Genomic DNA, 20,708 nt, shown 5'->3' with positions numbered 1-20,708 from the left:
ATTGTCCCACAGGGATTATCGTTAATCCTGTTTCTCTAATAACCAGTCCTATATCGCTTAGCAGGAGAGGGCATCCTGATGGATTCGAGTCGTTTGGGAACCTGGGTCATTAATTGTTAATTGTGTGTAAATAATCACGTTTAAATTATCAAGTAATCAACTTGTTAGCCGAAGTTGTAGTAGCAAGGCTTTGTTATAGAAAGGAAATAATAATCATTCGCAATACAGGACGCTTAGCCTTTACAACCCGTGTTGGCAACTGTGTGAAAGTAAATAAACGACATGCGAAATTGGCATCAATTGGCAGGGGGCTTAATCTGTCTCTTTTCATCAGCAATTATCGCGGAAGGAACCGAATCACTCGACGGCGTTATTGAGCCATTTATGACCGTGGAGCTCAGCTCCCGTATCGATGGCATTCTCGAGGCCGTCTCCGTGGACGTGGGAGACAGCATTGACCGGAACCAGATCGTCGCCAAGCTCGAATCCGAGGTCGAACAGGCAGCCCTGGAATATGCCCGCGCCAAGGCATCGATCAACAGCGATGTGCGTCTGCAGGAGGTCAGTCTCGCCTACGGTCGGCGTCAGCTGAACCGGGTCAAGGAGCTGCACGAAAAAAACCTCTCCTCCTTTCAGGATTTCGATAAGGTCGAGACCGAGACCCGCCTGACCCGCTATAAACTGGCCCAGGCGAAAGAGAACAAGTTTCTGGCGGAACTCGACCTGAAGCAGGCCGAAGCACTCTATAACCGCCATACGATTCGCAGTCCTGTCAGTGGGATCGTAGTTGAGCGCTACCTCAATCCGGGCGAGTCCGTGGAAGAGCGTCCCATCGTCAAAATCGCCCAGATCAATCCGTTGCGCATCGAAGTCGTCGCGCCGGTCTCGATGCTGGGTAAGGTCAAGACCGGGCAGTTGGCGATGATCAGGCCGGAGTTGCCGGTGGGCGGCAATCATCAGGCGGTGGTCAAGATCGTCGATCCGATACTCGACGCGGCCAGCGGCACCTTCCGTATCCGTTTAGAGATCCCCAATGATGACTACAGCCTCACCAGCGGGTTGCGTTGCCAGGTACGTTTTCTCGATAGAATGGTGGAGATACAGCCCAAGCCTGCAGTGGTGGCGTCGGCTGACAAGGTTGCCGAGGTTAAGCCGTCAACCGAGGTTGTAGATACCCCCGATACAACGGCAGCGGATTCGGCGTCAGTAGAGTCACGTGCCGATGGCGGTGATCGGAAAGCCGCACAAAAGGAGCGTTACCTGGTTGTAACCCAGGATTCACTGCTGCCGCTGAAGAAGGCGCTGCGCAAAGCGGAGACTCTCAAGCAAAAGGGCGTGGAGGATACCTGGGTTATCGCAAAGGGATCGTTGAAAGGGCATATCTCCTTGGGATATTTCAAAAACCGCCGGGTGGCCGATAACTACCAGAAACGGCTCGCGGACCTGGGTATCGAAACCAGGATCGTCGCGCAATGAGACGCAGGCGATCCCGCAATCACTCCACTGCCCTGGTCTGTGAAGAGCTGGAGCCTCGTCTGTTGCTCTCCGCCGACCTGGCGGGCATTGCTGTGGATCTGACGCCGAACGATGCAGAGCAAGGGGTAGAGAAAGCGGATATCCAGGCCATTGAAGCCGCGTTGCAGGTCGGCTCGCCAAGTCAGGTGGGTGAGCACGATTCATCGACTGTTGAACTGGTAATCATCGATCCGGCGACGCCGGATTATCAATCCCTGGTGGACGACCTTATCGGCCAGAACGGCAATGGGCGCAGTTTCGAAATCGTACTGCTCGACAGTGCCGGTAACGGCATCGAACAAATCAATGACATCCTCAACGCTTACCAGGATCTGGATGCGGTTCATATTCTCTCTCACGGGAGTGACGGCGGCGTACAGCTGGGCGATGCCTACCTGAACCTCGATAGCCTGAGCGCCAATGCCGGCGCCATCGAGTCCTGGCGCGATGCTTTCAGTGCAGAGGGTGATCTGTTGATCTACGGCTGCGACCTGGCCGCCGGCGAGGATGGCCGGTCCCTGGTGGAGGCCCTGGCCCGATTGACCGGCGCCGATGTGGCGGCCTCGGACGACCTTACCGGCCATGAAGGTCTTAGTGGCGACTGGGATCTGGAACATGCTGAAGGCGTCATTGAAACTGAAGTGGCTGTCAGTGAAGAAGGTCAGCGCAACTGGCGCGGTATTCTGGCCACGGATATCGATTTCACCAATAGCGATGATCCGGTGCATCATTGGAAGCTGGATGGCGATGCCGTGGACAGTGTCGGCAGTGCGGATGGTGCGATTACAGATGCGACAACTGTCACTGGCCAGGATGGCGATGCGTTAAGATTTGATGAATCCGGCGACTATGTCACGCTCCCTGACGTCACCATGAACAATGATTTTACGGTGACCTTCAAATTCAAGGTCGACGATAATACTGGCTCCCTGTTCCAGTATCTTTATAGCCATGGCGATATCAACCTGACGAACAGCCTCAACATTTTCATCAACGAAGCCTCACACGGCTCAGATCCCAATGTGCTGCGCACGGTAATCCGTGATGCCAACGATACATTGGATAACTTCGCCCTTGAGTTCGATATCAGTTCCATTATCGGCGATGGTGAGTGGCATACCTATACTCTGACAGTCAAAGCCGGAGTCGGCTCCACCGTCTATCTCGATGGCATCCAGAAGAACACCGACACACGCGGTGGGGACAGTTTTAATCCAAGCGGCAACATCTATCTGGGCGCTCGTTATGATCTCGATCCTGACAGGATGTTCGGTGGTGACCTGGACGATGTCAGGATCTACGATGACGTGCATGCGCCGACAGGTGTTGGAACAGGATTGTCGGCCGGGACGGTCATCGCAACAGATCCTGTAGGCGGCACTGTAACATACAGCCTCGTCGATGATGCAGGCGGCATGTTCTCGATCGATTCCGATAGCGGCGAGCTTTTCTGGACCGGAGCACCGGATACTTCAACGGCCCAATCCTATGACATCACCGTAAGGGTGAACGACAGTGGAGCCCCGACCTATGATGAAGTGATGACGATCAAGACCGGCACCGGTGATTTGGACTTGATTACCGGTACCAGTCATGACGATTTGATCTATGGGCTGGGCGAGAGTGGCAGCTCGCTCGGCACCACCAACTACGTTACCAATGGCAGCTTCGAGAGTGGCGGTTCGCCAGATACTACTGGCTGGTCAGTCATTGTAGGAACCTCGCTGCAGACGAAAGTCTCCGGTACAAATGGTGTGGTTTCGACGGACGGTAGCTATTATCTCGATAGCGAAGCGCCTGATGGTAATAACACATTTGAACAGACGATCTCCGGCCTGACCAACGGCAACAACTACCGGATATCATTCGATGCTGCCGATGCAATGGCAGGTGGTAGCAACTCCCTGCAGATTTATTTTGGTGGAGTGTTGCTCGACACACTCGATCCCAACACAACGACCATGCAGTCCTTTAGCTATAACGTCACAGCTGGTTCCGGCGATGGGAGCAATGAGCTGAGATTTGTTGAAGCTGGTGGTATTGATGGTCCAGGCACGGCCATCGACAATATCCGCATGTACGAAGTCCTGCCCAGCAATGGTGGCGATACCCTGGACGGCGGCGCCGGCGACGATTTTCTTATTGGTGATGGTGTCGGCGGCAGCGGTACAACCAGTCAGCCGATCACCATCAATGATGCCGGGTTTGAAGATACCGCACTGCCTGATGGTGGTACGGGACCGCTTTCGGCGGCCTGGACCGATGATTTCGGTTATAACGAAGTCTTCATAGGGGATCCATCGACCTTCGAATTTTCAAGTGGAGCACCGGCTGAAGGTGAAAACGCGCTCCTGATACCCGAAGACAACCAGGTCTCCCAGACGCTGGCCAGCACTTTCGACAGTAGCAAGGACTACGAACTGTCGCTGAAAATCGGTAATCCGATCCCCTCTGGCAGCGGGGGCACTTATTCCATTCAACTTTACGCCGGCGGCACACTGATCGGCAGCGCTTCGGGCACCGAACCGGCAACCGATACCTGGGAAGATGTCACAATCTCCGTTGATGGCGATGCCTACTCCGCCGCTGACGGCAACACGCTTAGGATTGTTCTTACGAACACTTCACCCTTTGTCTCTGGTGATTACTTCGTCGTCGATGACATCCAGCTGAACGAAATCACATCTTCAGTCGTTGCAGCCGGCGACGATACCCTGACTGGCGGCACAGGCGACGACTATCTTGATGGCGGTGTGGGCACTGATACTGCGGTGTTCTCCGGTGCTCGTGCCGATTACACGATAAATTATTATGAAGCCACAGGTGAATTGGTTGTTTCCGATACGCGTGGCGGATCGCCGGACGGCACCGACACGTTGATCAATGTCGAAACATTGCAGTTTTCCGACCAGGCGGTAGTGATCACCGATCCGTCGACGCAATTTAATGACGCCCCGGTTCTGGACAGCGCCAGCCTGACGGTTGACGAGGGTCAGACCGTGACCCTGTCTGTCGCCAATTTTGGCATCACCGACCCGGACGACACCGCTTTTACTTATACCGTCAGCGGTGTGACCGGTGGTCACTTCCAGTTGAGCACCAACCCCGGTGTCTCGATCACTAACTTCACCAGTGCCGATCTGACGGGTGGGTTGGTGCAGTTCGTCGACAATGGTGATGAAACGGCACCGGCATTCAGCATGACAATCAATGACGGTGAAGCTGATTCCAACACGCTGGCGGCTAATGTCAATTACACCGCCGTAAACGATGATCCAGTTGTAGTTAACCTTGATGGCGATGTCCATAACTATACAGAGGGCGACGGTGTTGTTCTTATAGAGCAAAGTGGCGATGCGGTTGTCAGCGATGCCGATTCGGCGGATTTCAACGGCGGATCGCTGACTGTCGAGGTAGATAGCGGTCTGCAAGCATCCGAGGATGTGTTTTCCATCCGCAACGAGGGAACAGGTGCCTTCCAGATTGGTGTGTCGGGTAGCGACGTGACTTATGGCGGTACAGTAATCGGTACGTTTTCCGGCGGTACAGGTTTGGATCCGTTGACGGTAAACCTGAATGCCAATGCAACGCCAACCGCCATCACTTATCTTGTTCGCAACATCACTTATGAAAACAGCAACATCGATAACCCAACCAGCGGTTCGCGCAGTGTCATCATCGATATATCGGATGGCGATGGCGGCGCATGCCTTACTCAGAATCTGACGCTGAATGTCAGTTCGGTGAATGATGCGCCGGTTGTCGATTTAAATGGCTCCGATGGTGCGGGTGTGGACTTTGCAGTGACCTTCACGGAAGACGGTGGAGCTGTCAATGTCGTTGACACGGATGCGACAATCAGTGATGCGGATGGTGCATTTTATGAAAATCTGAGTATCAACCTGACGAATTTCCCGGATGGCGGCAACGAACAGATTGTGATCGCCGGATATACCTTCAACTATGGTACCGCTGATACAGCAACGCGCACTGTCGGCAGCACCAGTTTTGTCATTGATTTCGACGGTTCCGGTTTTAATGTCACACTGGATGGACTCGGTTGGATGCCGGAAGCTGATCTGCAGACCCTGTTGCGTGGCGTTACTTATGAAAACACCTCCCAGGATCCGACCACAGGTGATCGTACGATCAATATTTTTGCGCAGGACAGTTCGCTCCTGGTTGGCCCCATTGCGACTTCGACGATCACCGTAAATCCGCAGAACGATGCGCCAACAGCTACAGATAATGCCAATTCGGTCTCTGAAAGCGGATTTGTCTCAGGTAACGTTATAACGGATGACTCCGGATCCGGTGTGGACAGCGATCCGGAGGGAGATAGTCTGCAGGTAACCCAGGTTGAAGGGGGAGCCTACACGCCTGGACTTCCGGTAACCCTGGCTTCAGGCGCGCAAGTCACTTTTCAATCCAATGGCAGCTATACCTACAACACCAACGGTCAGTTTGATGGACTGGGTGCCGGTAGCAGCGTGGATGACAGTTTTACTTATCAGATAGGTGATGGCAACGGAGGTTTCGATACCGCAACGGTTACCATTACGATCAACGGCAGCAATATTACCCCATCGATCACGAGTGCCGGCCTCACCCTGGACGAGGGGCAGACTGTCACCCTCGGTGATGCCAGTTTTGCCGTCACCGATGCAGACGATACGGACTTTACCTACACGGTAAGTGGTATCTCTGGTGGCTACTTCCAGTTGAGCACCAATCCCGGCGTGTCGATCACCAGCTTCACCAGCGCCAACCTGACTGGTGGCCTAGTGCAGTTTGTCGATGACGGTAACGAAGTGGCACCGGCGTTCAGTGTCACTGTTAACGATGGTGATACCGATTCCAACACCCTTGCGGCAACGATTTACTTTACTTTGGTCAGTGACAGCACGCCCGTTGCGAACATCGACAGCATCACTGTCGCCGAGGGTGGCACTGCCACCACCCTGGATGGTGGTTTCAGCACGGTCCTGAACAACGACACCGGCCTGGTTGATGCCCCAGTGACGGTCTCACTCGTTTCGGATGTCACTAATGGGTCGCTGACCCTCAACGGTGACGGGACCTTCAGTTACACGCATGATGGAAGTGAAAACTTCACTGACAGCTTCACCTACCGGGTGACTGACAATGATGGTCAGACCGCTGATGCCACGGTGACGATCAACGTCACGCCGGTCTCCGATGAAACCCCGGTGGCCAACGCGGATAGCATTACGGTAGCCGAAGGCGGCACCATCACCACCCTGGTAGGCGGCTCGTCAACGGTCCTGAATAACGACACCGGCCTGGGTGATACTCCGGTGACGGTCTCGCTCGTTACCGATGTTGTAAATGGATCGCTGACCCTCAATGGCGACGGCACCTTCAGTTACATGCATGATGGCAGTGAAAACTTCACCGATTCATTCACTTACCGCGTGACTGATAACGACGGTGAAACGGCCGACGCCACAGTCACCATTAATATCACCCCAGTCTCCGATGAAATCCCGGTGGCCAACGCCGACAGCATCAGCGTGGCTGAGGGCGGTACGGTCACCACATTGGTGGGTGGCTCGTCAACGGTCCTGAATAACGACACCGGCCTGGGTGATACTCCAGTCACTGTAAGCCTGGTTACGGATGTCACGAATGGGTCGCTGACCCTCAACGGCGACGGCACCTTCAGTTATACCCATGATGGGAGTGAAAACTTCACCGATTCATTTACTTACCGCGTGACTGACAACGACGGTCAGACGGCTGACGCCACGGTGACGATCAATGTCACGCCGGTCTCCGATGAAACCCCGGTGGCCAACGCGGATAGCATTACAGTAGCCGAGGGCGGCACCATCACCACCCTGGTGGGTGGCTCGTCAACCGTCCTTAATAACGACACCGGTCTCGGTGATACGCCGGTCATGGTTTCACTGGTCACCGACGTGACGAACGGGTCGCTGACCCTCAATGGTGACGGCACCTTCAGCTATACTCATGACGGTACTGAGAACTTTACCGATTCATTTACTTATCGTGTGACCGACAATGATGGTGAAACGGCTGATGCCACGGTCACCATCAACGTCACGCCGGTGAGCGATGCCACGCCGGTCGCGAATGCCGACAGTATTACCGTCGCTGAAGGCGGTACGATCACCACCTTGGTGGGTGGCGCATCAACGGTCCTCAATAACGATACTGGCCTGGGTGATACCCCGGTGACAGTCTCGTTGGTTACGGATGTGACCAACGGTACCCTGACACTGAATACTGATGGTACCTTCAGTTACACGCATGATGGTAGTGAAAACCTCACCGACAGCTTTACTTACCGCGTGACGGATAACGACGGTGAAACGGCCGACGCGACAGTCACCATCAATATCACGCCGGTGAGTGACGCTACGCCAATCGCCAACGCGGACAGTATCACTGTCGCCGAGGGCGCCACGGCGAACACTCTGGTGGGTGGATCATCAACTGTCCTCAATAACGACACCGGCCTGGGCGATACGCCGGTGACAGTCTCGCTCGTGACCGATGTGACCAACGGTACCCTGACGCTGAATACAGACGGCACCTTCAGTTACACCCATGACGGTTCGGAGAACTTCACCGACAGCTTTACCTATCGGGTCACCGATAATGACGGTCAGACCGCTGACGCCACGGTCACCATCAACGTCACGCCGGTGAGCGATGCCACGCCGGTCGCGAATGCCGACAGTATCAGCGTGGCTGAAGGCGGTACGATCACCACCCTGGTGGGTGGCGCGTCAACGGTCCTCAATAACGACACCGGTCTGGGTGATACCCCGGTGACCGTCTCGCTCGTTACCGATGTTGTAAATGGATCGCTGACCCTCAATGGTGACGGGACCTTCAGCTATACCCACGATAGTTCGGAGAACTTCACCGATTCATTTACTTACCGGGTAACCGACAACGACGGTGAAACAGCTGATGCCACGGTCACCATCAATGTCACGCCGGTCTCCGATGAAACACCGGTGGCAAACGCGGATAGCATTACGGTAGCCGAAGGCGGCACCATCACCACCCTGGTGGGTGGCTCGTCAACCATCCTCAATAACGACACCGGCTTGGGCGACACGCCCGTGACCGTTTCACTCATTACGGATGTCACCAATGGCAGCCTGACCCTCAATGGCGATGGCACCTTCAGTTATACGCATGATGGAAGTGAAAATTTCACTGATAGCTTTACCTACCGCGTGACCGATAACGACGGTCAGACGGCCGACGCCACGGTGACGATCAACGTCACGCCGGTGAGCGATGCCACACCAGTCGCCAACGCCGACAGCATCACTGTCGCCGAAGGCGGCACCATCGCCACCCTGGTAGGTGGTTCATCAACCGTCCTCAATAACGACACCGGCCTGGGCGATACGCCAGTGACCGTTTCACTCATTACGGATGTTACCAACGGCAGCCTGACCCTCAACGGCGACGGCACCTTCAACTATACCCACAACGGCTCAGAGAACTTTACCGACAGCTTCACCTATCGAGTCACCGACAATGATGGTGAAACGGCTGATGCCACAGTTACCATCAACGTCACGCCGGTGAGTGACGCTACACCGGTGGCCAACGCCGACAGTATTACCGTTGCCGAAGGTGGTACGATCACCACCCTGGCAGGCGGCGCATCAACGGTCCTCAACAATGACACCGGTCTGGGTGATACGCCGGTCACGGTTTCACTGGTCACCGATGTGACAAACGGATCGCTGACCCTCAATGGTGACGGCACCTTCAGTTATACCCATGACGGTAGTGAAAATTTTACCGATTCATTTACTTACCGCGTGACTGATAACGACGGTCAGACGGCCGACGCTACTGTGACGATCAACGTCACCCCAGTTTCCGATGAAACCCCGGTGGCCAACGCGGACAGCATCACGGTAGCCGAGGGCGGCACCATCACCACCCTGGTGGGTGGCTCGTCAACCGTCCTCAATAACGACACCGGCCTGGGCGATACCCCAGCCACTGTAAGCCTGGTTACCGATGTCACGAATGGGTCGCTGACCCTCAATGGCGACGGCACCTTCAGCTATACCCATGACGGCTCGGAGAACTTTACCGACAGCTTTACCTATCGGGTCACCGATAATGACGGTCAGACCGCTGATACCACAGTGACGATCAATGTCACACCGGTGAGTGATGCTACCCCGGTCGCCAACGCCGACAGCATCACTGTCGCCGAGGGCGGCACCGTCACCACCCTGGTGGGCGGCGCGTCAACGGTCCTCAATAACGATACTGGCCTCGGTGACACGCCCGTGACCGTTTCACTCATTACGGATGTCACGAATGGGTTGCTGACCCTCAACGGTGACGGTACCTTCGGTTACACCCATGACGGCTCGGAGAACTTCACCGATTCATTTACTTACCGAATCACGGACAACGACGGTGAGACGGCCGATGCCACAGTGACGATCAATGTCACGCCGGTCAGTGATGCTACCCCGGTCGCTAACGCGGACAGCATCAGCGTGGCCGAGGGCGGTACGGTCACCACCCTGGTGGGCGGCTCGTCAACCGTCCTCAATAACGACACCGGTCTGGATGACACGCCGGTCATGGTTTCACTGGTCACCGATGTGACGAATGGTACTTTGACCCTGAACAGTGATGGCACCTTCAGCTATACCCATGATGGCTCGGAGAACTTCACCGACAGCTTTACCTACCGGGTCACCGATAATGACGGCGAGCCAGCCGATGCCACGGTGACGATTAATGTAATATCAAACAATAATCCCCCGGAGGCTTCAGACGTTAACCTCAGTGTCTTAGAGGATAATGTCTACACAGGCAATCTGCCGGTTGCCGTTGATGTTGATGGGGACACGGTTACCTATCGATTAGAGAGCAATCCTGTTCACGGCAGTATCACTTTAGAGGCGGATGGCGGATTCAGTTATACGCCTGATGCCGACTATCATGGCGCCGACAGCTTTATCTATAGCGTGAGCGATGGCAATGGCGGGAACAACAGTTACCTGGTAGAGATTGACGTTGTTTCGGTAAACGACTCGCCAGTCATAACCAGTCATGGTGAAAATGAAAATGTTCTACTCTCACTGGAGGAGAATGCCACCCTGGTGACCATGGTTACCGCCGATGATCCTGAGAACGATGCGCTCACATACGCAATCGATGGGGGCGCCGATCTGGGATTGTTCAGCATCGACCCCATGAGTGGTGAATTGGTGTTTATCCATGCGCCGGATATGGAGAACCCACTCGATGCCGGTCAGGATAACCTGTATCAGGTTCAGGTGTTGGTATCGGATGGCAATGGAGGAACGGACCGCCAATCCTTCACCATCGAGGTTACGGATGTGGATGAGTTCGATGTGGGTCTGCTAATGGACGTGGAGGATGCGCCTGATGCGATCTCGCTTTCCGGTTCGATCAATGACGGTGTTGGCATCACTGTCTGGGCGGAAGACCCCGATAGTAGCCACAATCGAATCACCTACAGCCTGGACGACGATTCAAACGGACTTTTTGCTATCGATCCGGCCAACGGCACCATTACCCTGGTATCGACCGTCGAGAACCGGGATGCCTCGCAGTTCGAGATTACGGTACGCGCCACCAGTGAAGACGGCTCCTACTCCCTGCATACATTCAGAATTGCCTTGAACAGGGTGGTCAACCCTCCCCCTGAACCGGAACAGCCTTATCTTGATGATATTATCTTTGATCTGGACCCTGAGGATCCCGTTGAATCTCAGGCTACAGATAAAGCCGGACCGTCACAGCAGCCTCCCACTAATGTCGATGCTGTTTCAGAGGAATTGAGCAGTGAGGATCAGGAGGCATCGCTTTCGACCGGAAACGAAGAGCGGACTCGGGTTATCACTGATGATATCGAACGCCCTGCCATCGAACGTCTTTCCCCCTCCCTGTTCTCAGATGACAGTCGCAATAGCTATCGTTACGACTATTACCAGGCCCGACTGACTCCAATACCGGTTGCGCCCGAGGAGTTACCGGCATTCGATACCGGCATCGGTGAGTTGATCGAGGTGCCTGAGGCGATATGGCATCTGCTCGATTCCATGAACAGCGAGATGTCCGAACATCAAGGGCAGCAGACATCGACTGACAGGATAGTGGTACAAAGCGCGACGTTCAGTACCCTTGCGTTGTCCGCCGGTTATGTGGCCTGGCTATTGCGCGCCGGCGTGCTTTCGGCCAGCCTGCTGTCGTTTACGCCGCTGTGGCGGCAGATCGATCCGCTACCTGTTCTCTCGGCGCATGCCAAGCGGCGTGACGAGGATCAGGATCATCCGCCAGAGGACGATCCTGACGAGAAACGACTGGCCAAACTGTTTGATCGAAAGAAAAAGCCCAGAAAAAATCGATCCATCTTTTTTAGGAAGGATTCATGATGTTCCGAATCAGTCCGACGATCAAGATCACCATAGGGCTGGTAATGCTGACCCTGAGTATTCTTCTGCTCGGGCGCTTGATCGGCTTTGTTCCGGACGAAGACAAGACGGCCCTGCAGGCAAGAAAACAGTTTTGTGAGTCGCTGGCGGTGCAGGTTTCCTCCGCCGCTTCTAAAAATGACCTCGAGATTCTGCGCGCAACCCTTGAGACGGTGGTGGAGCGGAATGATGATGTCCTCTCCGTGTCGCTGAGCAATAATCGTGGAGTTTCCCTGATTACCGGCGATCATGAGAAGCACTGGGTGGACGTGCCGCTGGATAAATCCACCTCGACCCATGTGCGGGTGCCGATCATGGCCAACAAGAACCGCTGGGGGACCCTGGAGGTGGCTTTCGCTCCCTTGAACAGGGAGAACGACCTTCCTCTAGGTACCCTTGGCGGACTGTTACTGTTCGTTGCCCTGATGGGGTTTGTCCTCTACATGATCTTTATCAAGCGGACCCTGCGTGAACTCGATCCCAAAGCGGTGATACCTGAACGGGTCCGTTCCGCCTTCAATGCGCTTTCCGAAGGGCTGATCATTCTGGATGAGAAAGACCAGATCATATTGGCCAACGATTCCTTTACCGAGAAGGTCAACATCGAAGAAGATGCCTTGATCGGTCTGCGGGCGGACGAGTTGGCATGGCGTAAAAGGGAGAAGGGGATCAAGGCGGACGTCTTTCCATGGCGCACCAGCATGCAGAACATGGAGCGAAAAACAGGGATCCCTATGCATCTGCAGTTGGTGAACAAAAACGAACGTACTTTTTCAGTCAACACCGCTCCGATCTTCGATGGCAAGGGCAGGCCGCGAGGTGTGCTGGCGACCTTCGATGATATGACCGACTTGGAGAAAAAGCACCGGGAACTTCAGTCGACACTTGAAAAGCTGCGTACTTCAGAGAAGGCGTTGCGAGATAAAACCGTGGAACTTGAACTGCTGGCCACCCGCGATTCGTTGACTGGGTGTTACAACCGGCGTGCATTCTTCGAGAAGTACGATGCGCTGTTCGAGTCCGCTGTCAAAGAGGGTACCGGGTTGGTCTTCATGATGATCGATATTGATAATTTCAAATCGATTAACGATCAGTATGGTCATGCCAATGGTGACAAGGTGATTAAATTTATCGCCGAAACCCTGATCGTCAACTCGCGGCCTGAAGATGTGGTCGGCCGTTATGGCGGTGAGGAGTTTTCACTGGTGATGCCGCATGCGGATCAGGAAGAGGCGATGGTGCTGGCGGAACGGCTGCGAAACGAGATTCAACAGAAGGGTCATGACCTGTTTACCGACAAACGGACAGTGACGGCAAGCTTTGGCCTGGCATTAAGGGTGCAAGATACGGATGATCCGATGCTGCTGATCAATAATGCTGACGATGCCCTGTATCTGGCCAAGGAACAGGGACGCAACCGTGTTATCGCCTGGGATCCGGATTTGACGGAGCAGGAGCGGGCGAGGGAAAAAGCGGAGCGCGATGATGAGGAACTGAGTGTAAGCCTGACCGATGGCCAGGCGGAAAAGATTCTTCGGGGTGAGCTGCACAGGTTGGAGGACGTTGTGCGTAATCTCGAATCGGAACTCGAATACAGCCGGGATGAGATAAAACGCCGTGAAGGAAAGGATGAGCTCACAGGCCTGCCCAACAGGTTTATATTCTCTGATCGTATACTTCAAGTTCTCGCCAGATGTAAGCGATATGAAAAATCTGCGGCACTGATATCAATCGATATTGACGATTTCAGCAGTATCAATGAAGCGTTCGGTTTCACCAATGGCGATCGAATACTCAAGGTCATATCGTCCAGGCTGGTCGATACCTTGCGGATTACCGATACTGTCGCGGTCATCGATGAACAGGATGATAAAGAGTCATCCACCATATCCCGTGTGAATAATGATGAGTTCGCACTGATTCTGACGGACGTAAACGATATCGAATCGATTACCTGGGTTGTCCGACGTATTCTGCAAGGTTTGAAAAAGCCGATCGAAATCAATGACCAGGAGTTGTTTGTTTCATTCAGTGTCGGTGTCGCACTCTACCCGCATGATGACGACGTCCCCGCGGGTCTGATGCAAAAGGCGAGTTCGGCCCGGTTTGCCGCCAAGCGGGAACAGGGAAGCAACAACATCCACTTCTTCTCACCCGATATCAATCGGGATGCCTATCACAAGGTCTGGCTGGAAAGCCAGTTGCACAAGGCGATCGTTCGTTCTCATTTTGAACTGGTCTACCAGCCGAAATTCGATCTGAAGAGTGGACGCATCGTATGTATGGAGGCGCTGGCTCGATGGCCTCACGCAAAGGTCGGCTTGATACCTCCATCTGAATTTATTCCCGTCGCGGAAAGTACGGGGTTGATACATAAGCTGGGAATATGGGTGTTGAGACAGGCATTCCAGGACCTGAAGCATTGGCATGACGCCGGTTATACAAATCTTCGAATTGCCGTCAATCTTTCAGCCGTACAGTTACGCAAAACGAAACTCACTCAAAAGGTGCTTGAAAGCTGTGAACAAACAGGTATTGATCCCAGCTTTGTGGAACTCGAGATAACCGAAAGCGCGTTGGTGGAAAATTACAGTCAAACCACACCTGTTATGCAGGCAATGAGCGAGGCGGGTATTCATTTCACGCTGGATGATTTCGGCAAAGGTTTTTCGTCGCTTAGCTATCTCAGGGTATTACCAATCGACGCAATCAAGATAGACCACTCATTTATCGAAGAGACACTGCCGTCTGAATATGACCAGACCATCATTAACGGCATCATCTCCCTGGCCAGGGGACTGCGCTTGAGAGTCACCGCCGAAGGTGTTGAGACCGAAAACCAGAAAATGGTATTGACCAGGCTTGGATGCGATGAGGTCCAGGGTACGCTCTATTGTGAGCCGGTTTCGTCTGAACAGGCGCTATCCATGCTGCAAACCTATAACAAGACTGGTGGCGAGGAATAACCGTTCAGCTTTTGTGTCCGCAGAGTCGTGGGATACGGTCTTGCAACGCCGGATATTAAGATACCAAGATTGAGTCAGGACAGGCATATACTCTGAATGTCGGCTTGCGTTAAACAGCTGCACAAGCACCGTTCGAATGGGTATAGTTGCGCTTCAGATGACCAGCTATCCAAAGGTTACAAAGTGCAATTGAGCTGTCGTATATTGCTGATGATTGTCGTGCTGATCGGTGTTGCCGCCTGTGAAAGGGGTCATCGGGATCATCAGCAGACCCTGCTGGTGTTCGGCACCCTGCTGGATATCAAGGCCTATACCGATAACCCGGCAGAGTTTGACGCCGCGGTAAAAGGTCTGGAGCGCACCTTTCAGGATATGCATAAGGAGTGGCATGCCTGGAAGGGAGATGGCGAGCTTGTTCGTCTCAACAGGGCGATTGGGCGGGGCGACGCCATGACCGTCTCACCTGAGCTGGCGGAATTACTGCTTAGAGCCAAACAGTATGCGGAGCAGAGTGGTCATCTTTTCAATCCTGCGATTGGAGGACTGATAGCGGAGTGGGGTTTTCATAGCGATGAACCCCCGGGAGGGCCTCCGCCGAATGGCGATAGGATTGCTTCATTGATCGAGGCGGCGCCCTCCATGGCCCAACTTACCTTTGAACAGAATCGCATCCTCTCTTCCAATCGGGCAGTGGCTTTGGATCTGGGAGCCTTCGCCAAGGGATATGCCTTGAATCTGGCGATACGGCAGTTGAAGCGGTCCGGTATCGCCCATGCTATCGTCAATGCGGGTGGGGATCTCTGTGTCTCCGGCCGGCATGGTGACCGGCCCTGGACGATCGGTATACGCAATCCGTTGGGAGAAGGGGTGATCGCATCAGTTAAGGTGTCAGATGGTGAGTGTGTGCTTACTTCAGGGAACTATGAGCGATACAGGGAGTATGAAGGGATACGCTATGCCCATATTCTCGATCCGCGAACAGGTTATCCGGTGGAGCACGTGGCCTCGGCGACGGTGATCAGTATGGATGGTGGGCTGGCCGATGCTGCGGCCACCGCCTTGAGTGTCGCCGGTCCCGGGCAGTGGGAGAAAATTGCCGCACAAATGGGTATAGCCGAAGTGATGTTGGTGGATGGTAACGGCGATGTCCATCTTTCCCCCAGAATGCGTGATCGCATCGAATTTCAGCAATCCGTCAACAGGGTCATCGTCTCTCCCCGATTGAACGCCGGATCCTGATCAGCCGGTACCGTTTAAGGTCAATTGGATGCGTGTCAACTGGTCTTAGATCGGACACTTCTCAACGACCTTGACAACCGCCGAGGTCAGGGTATTGAGATCATCCCGGTCTATAATGTAGGGAGGCATCAGGTAGACCAGCTTGCCGAAGGGTCTGACCCACACGCCGGCATCGACGAAGCAGGGTTGCACCTGATTCATATCCACAGGTTTCTTCATCTCCACTACCCCGATGGCGCCCAGCACACGCACCTCATTGACCTGTGGTAGTTCCCGGCAGGGTGCCAGCCCTTGCTGCAGACCGGTTTCGATGCGCTTGATCCGTTCCTGCCACGGGGAGTCGAGCAGCAGATTCAGGCTGGCCAATGCGGCACTGCAGGCGAGGGGATTGGCCATGAAGGTGGGACCGTGCATAAACAGGCCGGGATCACCCTGGCTGATGGTTTTACTGACCTCTTCAGTGGTCAGGGTTGCCGCCAGGCTCATGGTGCCGCCAGTGAGTGATTTTCCGATACACATGATATCGGCGGAGATATCGGCGTGTTCGCAGGCGAAGAGCTTGCCTGTGCGGCCGAATCCGGTGGCGATCTCATCCAGGATCAGCAGCACGCCATATTGATCGCAGAGACTGCGTACCTCTTTCAGATATTCACTGGAGTAGAAACGCATTCCACCGGCTCCCTGCACGATAGGTTCCAGGATAACGGCGGCTATATGCGAGTGGTGTTTCCTGAGTTTTTTCCTCAGTGCCTTGGCGCCGTCCCCCTTACAGGGGTGGCCGAAGTAACAGCCGGGTGCATCGACAAAGAGTTGCTGCGGCAGGATCCCCGAGAAGAGGGTGTGCATGCCGGTATCCGGATCGCACACGGACATGGCGCCGAATGTGTCGCCATGGTACCCCCTGCGGATTGTGAGAAAGCGCTGCTTCTCAGGCAGCGCTTTATCGTGCCAGTACTGAATGGCCATCTTCATCGCCACTTCCACGGCAACCGATCCGGAATCGGCAAAAAAGACGGTCTGTAGCGGGCCGGGGGTGATTTCGATCAGTTTTTCTGCCAGTGCCACGGCAGGCTGATGGGTGAGACCCCCGAACATGACATGGGGCATGGTATCCAGTTGCTGTTGTATAGCCCGTTTCAATTCCGGGTGGTTATAGCCGTGGATGGCGCACCACCAGGATGACATGCCATCGATCAGTTCCCGTCCATCAGCCAGGCGCAGCCGAACCCCGTCCGCCGAGACAACGGGAAAAACCGGCAAGTCGGAGTCGACGGCGCTGTAGGGATGCCATACATGCTGTTTGTCGAAGTCGATCCAGTCCAAATTTTCACCCATGTTCGCTGAAGTGGTCTCATCTGGGAGCGTTTGACAGATTTATCGCCTCGTCAGGCGATCGAACCAAGGCTTACCCCGTAACTCATCTAATCGTTTGCCAAATGGCATCATAGTTTAACGCCGCATGTTACAGCATTATGACGAGATCGCGTCATTGTGCGTATCAGCAAATGCGCAAATCGCATTCAACACGCCTTTTTAGAATTATTTTATAGAATAATCAATTGGTTACAGGTCAGCGTGGGTGTGTTGCAAAACCCCTTCCAGGGAGCCTGTAAACGATTTATAGTGTCGCCGGTCGGGTAGTGTAATCCGTCGCGGGGGAGAGGTTAACAGATAATAATCAAGGATGTTGCCGAGTTAATACCAATGAAGATAAAAATGATCAGGTGATTTACACTCCCGAATAACGACCCTATGAGCCAGTTAATCGGTTCCAGCCTGAAAAAAAGAGGAGAATGATATGGGCAAACCTGTAGTAGCCGCAAAGCAACCTATCGATGTGGATCTTGTCTCTGGCAAAGAGTACTGGTGGTGCGCATGCGGACGTTCATCCAGCCAACCCTTCTGTGACGGCTCACATCAGGGTACGGGGATCGAACCACTTGGATTCAAGGCGGATAAGAACGGTGAGGCCTGGCTCTGTCGCTGTAAACAGACAAAAAACCCTCCCTATTGCGATGGCAGTCATAAACAGGTCGATGATTGATCATCGATCATGCGAAAAAGGGTCTGAAACTCACCTTTCGCTGGAATTGATTTCATTCGGAAGCGCTTTGTCGGTCTGGTAATATTCGATGCGGTTTCGGCCATTGGCTTTTGCCGTATAGAGGGCTTGGTCGGCATGTGCCAGGAGCCGTTCCCCATCGGTCTTCTGATGGGATTTGCTCGATAAGGGCAGGGTTTCACTGACTCCGATCGATACACTCAATTGCAGTGTTGATCCATTGTCCAACGGGATCGGTTGGGAGTTGATTTCCATGCGGATCCGTTCAGCCAGCATCAATGCCTCGTTAAGGCAGGTTTGGGGAAGCAGCAGTGCGAACTCCTCCCCGCCAAACCGCGTGGCGATATCACTGGCACGCAGCTGGGAACGGATACGGTTTGCCAGTTCTCTCAAAACGGTGTCACCGGCCTGGTGGCCGTAGGTGTCGTTGATCTGTTTGAAATGGTCGGCATCGATGAACAGGCAGCTCAAGGGTTGGCGATAGCGACCGGCACGGGCGAGCTCTTCATCGAGGCGCCGATCCAGGTAGCGGCGATTGTGAAGTTCAGTCAATGGATCGGTAAGGCCGCTGATCAAGATATGTTCTCGGTTGACAGTGTTCTCCAGACAGACGCTACAAATGGTGGCGAGGCGGGCGAGAAAATCGGTGGCAAGCTGGCGCGAGAAGCGGCTCTGTTCACTACTGCCCAGATTGATGCTGCCAATCAGTCTGTTGTGTCGAACCATGGGCAGTATGGCCATGCTCTTGATTTCCGCAGGATCAGAGAAAAGCAAGTCGTACTCAGGGCTTAAAAAAGAACCAAGCCAGGGACTGCGCAGTCGCTGAAACCGAGGATTGACTGTAACCATGTCATCGACGAATTCGAGTAATGGAAAGGCCTTCTCATCCAGGCCGTTTTTATATAGCAGATGTCGGATTTCGTGATTGGGATCGTGCAGCATTAGATGAAGGGATTCGATCTCAAAGGAGGTTTTGAGTCCTTCAGTCATGCAGCTAAGGAGTTCAGGCAGTGTCTCGGCGCCCAACAGCTCCAGTTCGCGGGCATGAAAACGCCCCAGTGTCTCCTGGTTCTCCTGCGCTTTTCGGGTTAACTCCCGAAGGCGTGCATTGAGGAGTCGGTTCTCTTTTTTCAGGTCCATTGTGCTGCACACAGATCAACTGGTCAGACATATCGGCTTGGCATTGTGCATCTTGAGAAACAATATCGGATACTATGCTAGAAGTCGCTATTGACACGCCAGCGTTGATAATTGGGTTCCGCTACATATCCTCGGCTGGTGATGAAATTGATGACTTTGCGCAGACGATAGAAACGGACCACAGAGTCGACGCGAATGATCTCATTGCCCTGTTCATCGAAAAAAACCAGCGAGGGGGTGTAGAAGAGTCCGAGATCCTTGGCCCATTGATAGGCGGTTGTCTTTTCACCGTTGGGCGTGATGACGGGGGTCTTCTCGCCGATATTGAGTTGAACGTTATCAAAACCGCGCAGCAGCCTGTTGATGGCCGGGTCACGGAGCGGTTGGCCATGCAGTATGTCACAGGCGTGACAGTTGCCCTGTTCGAAATAGACCAGCAATGGGCGTTGGCCCGGAAAGCGGCTGCGATCCAGATTGTGCGGCGGCGGGATAAAATAGTCCTCTTCATTTAGATCCCCCGGTTCGAAAGCGGTGCCTGATTCACCCCGTGCAAGATAATCGGGGAAAGACTCTTTCAGGTAATGTCCATCGGCGACATATTCCAGGGCGGCGCGAAACTGGTAGGGTGGATAATAGCCGCGCAGGCGTAATGCCTCCTTTCCCTGTTTATCGTAGAAGATCAGTGAGGGGGTGAAGTTGGTATTCTGCCGCATTGCAAACTCCCGCTGTGTGATCGCCTCCTTATTCAGGGTTGTGACCTCTTCGGTGCTCCAGATATCGATCGGTACGATATCGAAATGTTTGCGGGTATAGGTGGTGATATCGCTGAGGCCGAAATTCACATCCAGCAGCATCTTGCAATAGGCGCATCGCTTCTGACCGAAATAGACAATCAGGCCACGCTTGTCGTTCTGTACCGCTTCCTCCAGGTCGTCAGGCAGATCCAGAAAACTTTTTTTGAACCAGTCGGGGTATTTTAATAGCTCTTCAAGCGGGAAGTCGTCGAAAGCGTAGACGTCACTTTCGGAGTCGATAGCAAAGGCGTTTGGCTTGAATGCCGCCGTCAGTATCGAAACAACAATTGCGGTGTTGCGGAGTAGCTTGTTCATGGGCATGGTTCACCAGGGTGATAGTTGTTGCCCGGAGCTTAATCTTATTGGTCCAACCGCCATAATAAGCCGGTTAGACGCGTAAACCGGTTGGAGAAGCGGCCAGTTGTTATAATATTGATATACAAAACGCTACAATATTTCAGGATAAATATAAAGATCAGCATAGTAAATTGAAACCACACCGGTTGCT

The 20,708-nt window shown here is 53.8% G+C and carries 8 protein-coding genes; 5 read left to right on the top strand and 3 right to left on the bottom strand.

The features are described from left to right. Nucleotides 1-282: 282 nt before the first annotated feature. The 4 genes from AB8516_RS11530 (at nucleotide 283) to AB8516_RS11515 (ending at nucleotide 16,204) form a co-directional block, all read left to right on the top strand. Nucleotides 283-1,476 carry an efflux RND transporter periplasmic adaptor subunit gene (locus tag AB8516_RS11530; RefSeq protein WP_369160734.1) on the top strand — a complete coding sequence of 398 codons (1,194 nt, stop codon included), beginning with the start codon at nucleotides 283-285 and terminating at the stop codon, nucleotides 1,474-1,476. Then, nucleotides 1,473-11,960 (top strand): Ig-like domain-containing protein, encoded by a 10,488-nt coding sequence (locus tag AB8516_RS11525; RefSeq protein WP_369160732.1) that lies wholly within the window; start codon nucleotides 1,473-1,475, stop codon nucleotides 11,958-11,960. Before AB8516_RS11530 ends, AB8516_RS11525 begins: the two co-directional genes overlap by 4 nt. After that, a complete protein-coding gene (locus tag AB8516_RS11520; RefSeq protein ID WP_369160728.1) occupies nucleotides 11,957-14,965 on the top strand; it encodes a diguanylate cyclase domain-containing protein in 3,009 nt (1,002 codons plus the stop codon). The genes AB8516_RS11525 and AB8516_RS11520 overlap by 4 nt, the downstream gene beginning before the upstream one ends. Before the next feature lie 189 nt (nucleotides 14,966-15,154). Then, on the top strand, nucleotides 15,155-16,204 hold the full coding sequence (locus AB8516_RS11515) for an FAD:protein FMN transferase (protein WP_369160726.1): 1,050 nt from the start codon (nucleotides 15,155-15,157) through the stop codon (nucleotides 16,202-16,204). A gap of 45 nt (nucleotides 16,205-16,249) precedes the next feature. On the opposite strand, the gene bioA is transcribed toward AB8516_RS11515, so the two are convergent. Next, nucleotides 16,250-17,539: an adenosylmethionine--8-amino-7-oxononanoate transaminase gene (gene bioA, locus AB8516_RS11510; RefSeq protein ID WP_369160724.1), complete on the bottom strand. Its 1,290-nt coding sequence runs from the start codon at nucleotides 17,537-17,539 to the stop codon at nucleotides 16,250-16,252. A 463-nt stretch (nucleotides 17,540-18,002) separates the two neighbouring features. Here bioA and AB8516_RS11505 point away from each other — a divergent pair, with 463 nt between their 5' ends. Further along, nucleotides 18,003-18,248: a CDGSH iron-sulfur domain-containing protein gene (locus AB8516_RS11505; protein WP_369160722.1), complete on the top strand. Its 246-nt coding sequence runs from the start codon at nucleotides 18,003-18,005 to the stop codon at nucleotides 18,246-18,248. Nucleotides 18,249-18,278: 30 nt separating this feature from the next. Here AB8516_RS11505 and AB8516_RS11500 read toward each other — a convergent pair whose 3' ends face one another. After that, the gene (locus AB8516_RS11500) at nucleotides 18,279-19,406 is read right to left on the bottom strand and encodes a DUF484 family protein (protein WP_369160720.1); all 1,128 of its coding nucleotides are present in this window, start codon (nucleotides 19,404-19,406) and stop codon (nucleotides 18,279-18,281) included. 77 nt (nucleotides 19,407-19,483) lie between these two features. Then, nucleotides 19,484-20,515, bottom strand: coding sequence for a thioredoxin family protein (locus AB8516_RS11495; RefSeq protein ID WP_369160718.1), 1,032 nt, complete (start codon nucleotides 20,513-20,515; stop codon nucleotides 19,484-19,486). Nucleotides 20,516-20,708: the final 193 nt, after the last annotated feature.

Source organism: Candidatus Thiodiazotropha sp. LNASS1 (assembly GCF_964212655.1).
Taxonomy (GTDB): Bacteria; Pseudomonadota; Gammaproteobacteria; order Chromatiales; family Chromatiaceae; genus Thiodiazotropha.
The sequence above is the reverse complement of the archived record's forward strand: the minus strand, read 5'-3'. Positions and strand labels throughout refer to the sequence as shown.